5 protein-coding genes and 1 pseudogene are annotated in these 5,344 nt (G+C 70.2%); all 6 read left to right on the top strand.

Annotated elements, in window-relative coordinates; all coding sequences use genetic code 11:
* Positions 1 to 491, top strand: a pseudogene (locus tag E4P40_RS29435) (ABC transporter ATP-binding protein); the annotation flags it as partial.
* 29 nt (positions 492 to 520) lie between these two features.
* A complete protein-coding gene (locus E4P40_RS26055) occupies positions 521 to 1,303 on the top strand; it encodes an ABC transporter permease (RefSeq protein WP_135161221.1) in 783 nt (260 codons plus the stop codon).
* On the top strand, positions 1,303 to 2,172 hold the full coding sequence (locus E4P40_RS26050) for an ABC transporter permease (RefSeq protein WP_135161220.1): 870 nt from the start codon (positions 1,303 to 1,305) through the stop codon (positions 2,170 to 2,172). The genes E4P40_RS26055 and E4P40_RS26050 overlap by 1 nt, the downstream gene beginning before the upstream one ends.
* 7 nt (positions 2,173 to 2,179) lie before the next feature.
* Positions 2,180 to 3,547 carry an MCE family protein gene (locus E4P40_RS26045; RefSeq protein ID WP_135161219.1) on the top strand — a complete coding sequence of 456 codons (1,368 nt, stop codon included), beginning with the start codon at positions 2,180 to 2,182 and terminating at the stop codon, positions 3,545 to 3,547.
* Positions 3,544 to 4,617, top strand: a complete 1,074-nt coding sequence (locus E4P40_RS26040) for an MCE family protein (protein ID WP_135161218.1) — start codon at positions 3,544 to 3,546, stop codon at positions 4,615 to 4,617. The genes E4P40_RS26045 and E4P40_RS26040 overlap by 4 nt, the downstream gene beginning before the upstream one ends.
* On the top strand, positions 4,617 to 5,344 hold a 728-nt coding region (locus E4P40_RS26035; protein WP_135161217.1), incomplete at its 3' end, for an MCE family protein. The genes E4P40_RS26040 and E4P40_RS26035, both read left to right, overlap by 1 nt.

The raw sequence follows: 5,344 nt of genomic DNA, 5'->3' as shown, positions 1-5,344 counted from the left end.
TGATGTTCGGCCCGCGCGAGCAGCTGCTCACCTCGCAGGAGCCGGTGGTCCGCCAGTTCCTCAACGGCCGCCGCGAGGGCCCCATCGGGATGAGCGAGGAGAAGGACGTCGCCCAGGTGGAGGCCGAGATGGCCGCCCTGGAGGCGCGCGGCGGCGACTCGCACAACGGCATCGGCCCCAAGGGCGCCTCCGGTGGCGACGCCGTGCCGCCGCAGCTGACGCCCACGGAGGGCCTCCCCGAGCGCAAGGCGGAGCGCCGCCGCCAGGAGCGTGTCGCCCGCATGCTGCACGAGTTCGACGAGGAGACCCAGGCGGCGATCCGTGCCTCCCTGCCCGAGGACCTGCTCGCGCAGGCCGACTCGGGTGCCTTCCAGCCGACCCGTGGTGCCGGTGGCCGGCACTGGGCGCCGGAGGCCGATGCGCACGGCGCCGAGCAGCCGTCCGGCGCGACCGCCACCGCCGTCCTCCCCCGGCAGGGGGGCGAGGGGTGACGGCGACGGACAAGCCGAAGGCCCCGGGGCTGCTCGACGGCAAGTTCTCGCCGACCCGTCCGCTCGCGGCGAGCGGGAACCTGTTCGCCTTCGCTCTCGACGTCACGAAGGCGCTGCCCAAGCGGCCGTTCCAGATCCGCGAGTTCATCCAGCAGACCTGGTTCATCGCCAGCGTGACGATCCTGCCGACGGCCCTGGTCGCGATCCCGTTCGGGGCGGTCATCGCCCTGCAGCTGGGATCACTGACCCGGCAGCTCGGCGCCCAGTCGTTCACCGGCTCCGCCTCGGTGCTGGCGGTCCTGCGCGAGGCCAGCCCGATCGTGACGGCGCTGCTCATCGCCGGGGCCGGCGGATCGGCCATCTGCGCCGACCTCGGCGCGCGCAAGATCCGCGACGAGATCGACGCCATGGAAGTGCTGGGCATCAGCCCCATCCAGCGCCTCGTCGTGCCCCGGGTGCTCGCCTCGATGCTGGTCGCCGTCCTGCTGAACGGTCTCGTCAGCGTCGTCGGCGTCGCCGGTGGGTACTTCTTCAACGTCATCCTGCAGGGCGGCACCCCCGGCGCCTATCTGGCGTCCTTCAACGCGCTGGCGCAGGTGGAGGACTTCTGGTCGGGGGAGATCAAGGCGCTGATCTTCGGCCTGATCGCGGCGATCGTCGCGTCCTACAAGGGGTTGCGCGCCGGAGGTGGGCCCAAGGGCGTCGGCGACGCGGTGAACCAGTCCGTCGTCATCACGTTCCTGCTGCTCTTCGCGGTGAACTTCGTGATCACGGCGATCTACTTCCAGCTCGTTCCGCCGAAGGGGCAGTGATGGCGCTGCTCTCACCGGGGGACCGCATCAAGGTCGGTGCCCGCCGCCTCGTGACGAGGGTGTACCGGCCGCCCCTGAACACCCTCGACGACCTCGGCGACCAGATCGGCTTCTACGCCCGGGCGCTGGCCTGGACCCCGCGCACCGTCAGGCGCTACAAGAAGGAGACCTTCCGGCTGCTGGCCGAGGTCACCTTCGGCACCGGCGCCCTGGCGGTCATCGGCGGAACCGTCGGCGTCATCGCCTTCCTGTCGTTCTTCACCGGCACCGAGGTCGGGCTGCAGGGCTACGCGGCTCTCGACCAGCTCGGGACGTCGGCGTTCACCGGCTTCCTCTCGGCGTACTTCAACACCCGGGAGATCGCGCCGCTGGTGGCCGGTCTGGCCCTGTCGGCCACGGTGGGCTGCGGCTTCACGGCGCAGATCGGCGCCATGCGGATCAACGAGGAGATCGACGCCCTCGAGGTGATGGGCGTGCCCTCGCTGCCGTTCCTGGTGACCACCCGGATCATCGCCGGCTTCATCGCCGTGATCCCGCTGTACGTGCTGGGGCTGCTGACGAGCTACTTCGCCACTCGGACCATCGCCATCCAGATGTACGGGCAGTCCGCCGGCACCTACGACCACTACTTCAACCTGTTCCTGCCACCGCAGGACGTCCTCTGGTCGTTCCTGAAAGTGCTGGTCTTCGCCGTCGTGATCATCCTGACCCACTGCTACTACGGCTACCGGGCCAGCGGCGGTCCCGCCGGCGTCGGACTCGCGGTGGGCCGAGCGGTGCGGTTCTCCATCGTGGCGGTCAACATCATCGACCTCTTCCTGTCGCTGGCCATCTGGGGCTCGACGACGACGGTCCGGATTGCGGGGTGAGCGCGCGATGAGCAAGAAGATCCGGATCCGGTTCCAAGGCGTGGCGTTCCTCGTCGTCCTGGCGCTCCTGCTGGGCCTGGCGGTCGCGACCTACCAGAAGGCGTTCACCGAGGTCGCCCGCGTGACGCTGGAGACCGACACCGCGGGCAACCAGCTGCAGGAGGCGTCCGACGTCAAGGTCCGCGGCGTCATCGTCGGCGACGTCCGGGAGGTGCAGGCCGACGCGGACGGCGCCACGATCGAACTGGCGATCAACCCGGAGTACCTCGACCAGATCCCCGCAGACGTGTCGGTGCGGCTGCTCCCGAAGACGCTGTTCGGCGAGCGCTACGTCGCCCTCCAGCTGCCCGACGACCCCAGCGGCGAGCGACTGGCCGACGGCGACGTGATCGAGCAGGACCGCACGGAGAACGCCATCGAGCTCCAGCGCGTCATCGACGACACCCTCCCGCTGCTGCAGGCGGTGCACCCCGACGACCTCTCCTTCACCCTCGGGGCGGTCGCCGATGCGCTGCGCGGCCGGGGCGACGAGCTGGGTGCCAACCTCGCGGCGACCGGCGAGTACTTCGGGGAGATCAACACTGTCCTGCCGGAGCTGCAGGCCGACATCTCCGAGTTGGCCGACTTCGCCGAGACCTACCAGGGTGCGGCCGACGACCTGCTCGCCGTCCTGGACAACCTCGTCGTCACCAACCGGACGGTCGTGGACCAGGAGGAGCAGCTGCGGCGGACCTTCACCGTCGGGACGACGTCGTCCAACGTGACGGCGGGGTGGCTGGAGACGAACGAGCGGAACATCATCTCCCTGGCGGAGACGTCGCGGCCGGTGCTGGGCCTGTTCGCCGAGTACTCGCCGATCTACCCGTGCCTGCTCGAGGGGCTCACCCGCTCCGTGCCCCGGATCGGCGAGACCTTCGGGCAGGACGGGGACCCGGCGCTGAACCTGAACATCCAGTTCACCTTCCCGCCGCGGAACCCCTACCAGCCGGGCGACCAGCCCATCTACGCGGACAACGCCGCACCCGACTGCCGAGGACTGGACGACATCGACGCCGAGATCGCGCAGGCGGCGTCCGGCGAGTACTACTGCCCCTACCCGCCCAACGACGGCATCGAGTCCCCGGAGAGCGCCGAGCGTCCCGAGCCCGCGTGCTATCGCGGCGGAGCCGACGACGGCGGGAACCCGGAGAACGTGCCCGGTAACGGCCAGGCGGGAGCGTCCGTACCCGACGTGCTGGTCGGCTCGACCGCCGAGCTGGACTTCGTCCGCAGCATCCTGGCCTACCAGACGGGCGCCCAGCCCGACGACGTCTCGGACCTTGCCGCCTCCTCCCTGGCGCCGATCCTGCGCGGAAAGAACGTGATGCTGCGATGAAGGGCCAGTTGCGGGGCATGGCGGCCCCCCTGGTCAAGCTGACCGTGTTCGCGGTCGTCACGATGATGGCCGCCTACGTGCTGGTCACGACCATCACCAACGCCGGCTACGGCGAGCAGCTGACCTACAGGGCCCAGTTCACCGACGTCGCCGGCCTGGTGGAGGGCGACGAGGTACGCATCGCCGGTGTCCGCGTCGGCCAGGTGGTCGGCATCGGGCTCGGCGAGGGCACCGACCGCCCGGTGGCCGAGGTCGAGCTCGAGGTCAACGAGGACGTCCCGCTGCCGGCCGCCGTCGAGGCCACGATCCGGTACCGCAACCTCGTCGGCCAGCGGTACATCGTGCTGACCGAGGGGGAGGGCTCGAGCGGGGAGACCCTCGAGGCGGGCTCGGTGATCCCCCTGGCCCAGACCACGAACGCCCTGGATCTCACCGTGCTCTTCGGTGGGTTCCAGCCGCTGCTGCAGGCACTGTCGCCGGCCGACATGAACCGCGTCTCCTTCGAGATCATCCAGGTCTTCCAGGGCGAGGGCGGGACGATGGAGAGCCTCCTCGCGCACGTCGGGTCGCTGACCAGCAGCCTCGCCGACCGCGACGAGGTCATCGGCGACGTGATCGACAACCTGACCACCGTGATGGGCACCCTCGCCGCCCGCGACCAGCAGCTGTCGGACCTGGTGGTGAGCCTCCAGCAGTTCGTGACCGGGCTGGCCGGTGACCGCGAGGCGATCTTCGACTCGCTGCAGACGATCGACGAGCTGGCCGTGTCGACCAGCGGCTTCCTCGAGGACGTCCGTCCGCCGCTGGCCGCCGACATCACCGCGCTCGAGGACCTGTCCCGCAACCTGGGCGACACCGGCGAGCTCGTCGAGCGGTTCCTGCAGACCGCCCCGGCGAAGCTCGACCTGACGACCCGCACGGCGATCAACGGCAGCTGGTTCAACTTCTTCATGTGCAGCTACAACGGCACCGTCACCCTCCCGCCGACCGACGTCATCCCCGGGACCAGCCCGCAGGGTCAGGCGGTCACCATCCCGCCCACGCAAAGCGGAGCGGAGGGGTGCAGCTGATGGCCCGCCAGTCCACGAACTTCCGCGACCGCAACCCCGTCGTCATCGGCGCGGTCAGCCTGAGCGTGATCGCCGTCCTGGTGTTCATGGCCTTCAACGCGCAGTCCCTGCCGCTGATCGGCGGGGGCACCGTCTACAAGGCGCAGTTCTCCGAGGCCGCCGGCCTGCAGGCCGACGACCCGGTCCGGGTCGCCGGCGTGAAGGTCGGCAAGGTGCAGAGCCTCGCGCTGGAGGACGGCGCGGTGACCGTCGAGTTCCGCGTCAAGGACGCCTTCGTCGGCAACCGCTCGGAGGCGGCGATCAAGATCGAGACCGTGCTCGGGGCGAAGTACGTGGCCCTGGTCCCGCGCGGGGCCGAGCCGCTCGACCCCGACGACCGGATCCCGCTGGAGCGGACCGCCTCCCCGTACGACGTCGTCGAGGCCTTCGCCGACCTGTCGTCCACGGTGCAGGAGATCGACACCGCCCAGCTGGCCTCGAGCTTCGAGGTGCTGGCCGAGACCTTCTCCGAGACCCCCGACGAGGTGCGCACCTCGCTGCAGGGGCTCGCCCGGCTCTCCGACACGATCGCCTCGCGGGACGAGCAGCTGCGCCAGCTGCTGTCGGCCACCCGGCAGGTGACGCAGGTGCTCGCCGATCGCAACGGCGAGTTCACCCAGCTGATCCTGGACTCCAACACCCTCCTCACCGAGGTGCAGGAGCGCCGGGAGTTGATCGACTCGATCCT

Source organism: Blastococcus sp. CT_GayMR20 (assembly GCF_004570345.1).
Note: the sequence above shows the minus strand (reverse complement) of the source record. Positions and strands in the feature narration are given on the sequence as shown.

Bases quoted from the DNA above. Each gene is read 5' to 3' on its own strand.
- E4P40_RS26045 (WP_135161219.1), top strand. From the start codon at position 2,180: ATGAGCAAGAAGATCCGGATCCGGTTCCAAGGCGTGGCGTTCCTCGTC.
- E4P40_RS26040 (WP_135161218.1), top strand. From the start codon at position 3,544: ATGAAGGGCCAGTTGCGGGGCATGGCGGCCCCCCTGGTCAAGCTGACC.
- E4P40_RS26050 (WP_135161220.1), top strand. From the start codon at position 1,303: ATGGCGCTGCTCTCACCGGGGGACCGCATCAAGGTCGGTGCCCGCCGC.